At 75.3% G+C, this 1,192-nt stretch carries 1 protein-coding gene and 1 pseudogene; both read left to right on the forward strand.

Features of this window, described 5'->3' with window-relative positions; all coding sequences use genetic code 11:
• A partial coding sequence (locus FV230_RS28530; protein WP_187275665.1) for an MltA domain-containing protein occupies positions 1-691 on the forward strand: 691 nt, incomplete at its 5' end.
• A 190-nt stretch (positions 692-881) separates the two neighbouring features.
• Positions 882-1,192: pseudogene (locus FV230_RS31125) on the forward strand (hypothetical protein); the annotation flags it as partial.

Genomic DNA, 1,192 nt, shown 5'->3' on the forward strand with positions numbered 1-1,192 from the left:
CCGCCCCGGCCTCGATCCGGCGTTGCGCGCCGGGCGCGCGGCGGCGGCCGGGTTCGAGGCCTATCCCGACCGGGCCGCGATCGAGGACGGGGCGATCGCCGGCCGCACCCGCCCGCTGCTGTGGCTGCGCGACGCCGTCGACCTGTTCGTGCTGCAGGTGCAGGGCTCCGGCCGCGTCCGCCTGCCCGACGGGTCGGCGATCCGCGTGCTCTACGACGGCAAGAACGGCCGGCCCTACACCTCGATCGGCAAGCTGCTGGTGGCGGAGGGGCACCTCGCCCTGAACGACCTCAGCCTCGCCCGCTGGACCGCCTGGCTGCGCGCGCACCCGGACCACGCCCGCCGGCTGATGCGGATGAACGCGTCCTACATCTTCTTCCGCACCGAGCCGGTCACCGATCCCGCCCTGGGGCCGCCGGGCGCGGCCGGCGCGCCCCTCAGCCCCGGCCGCAGCCTGGCGGTGGACGGCACCCTCTGGCGCTACGGCCTGCCGTTCTGGCTGGAGGGCAGGCTGCCCGGCCAGCCCGGCAGCGGGCACCTCGTGGTCGCTGCCGATACCGGCTCGGCCATCCTCGGCCCGGCCCGCGGCGACCTCTACGTCGGCACCGGCGCGGCGGCCGGCGTCGCGGCCGGAGACCTGCACACCAAGCCCGGCTTCGTCGTGCTCCTGCCGAAGCCGGCCGCGCCATGAGGGGGTTCTGGTCTCCGACGCCATGGCTCCAATGCCATCGCTTTCCGCGACTCGCTGGAACCGGAACGGACGAACGAATGTCCGCATGTCGGAGTGTGGAAGCCGGAAGGATCCTGGGCGTCACGGCGCGGTTCCCTCTCCCATGGGAGAAGAGACCCGCGCTTCACCTCACGCGATCCGAGCGTCCGGCATGAGGCCGCCGCGCCGGCCGCGGGCGCTGTCCCGCGAGGATGCCCATCTCTGGGGCGAGATCGCCAAGCTGATCACGCCGCTGCGCGCCCGCGCGACGTTGCGGAAGGCCAAGCCGGCTGCCGACGCCCCAGAGCCCGCGGCGCCGGCCGCGGCGAAGCCGACGCCGAAACATGCGCCGGCCAAAAGCCCCGCCAAGAAGGCGGTGCCGCTCCCCGAGCCCGTGCCGGCGATGCCGAGCGTCGTGCCCGGCCCGGTCGCCGTCGTCGCGCCGGCGAAGAAGCCCAGACGCGTGGTCCGGCTCGGCGCGGG

Origin of the sequence: Methylobacterium sp. WL6 (assembly GCF_008040095.1) — a bacterium.
Classification (GTDB): Bacteria; Pseudomonadota; Alphaproteobacteria; order Rhizobiales; family Beijerinckiaceae; genus Methylobacterium.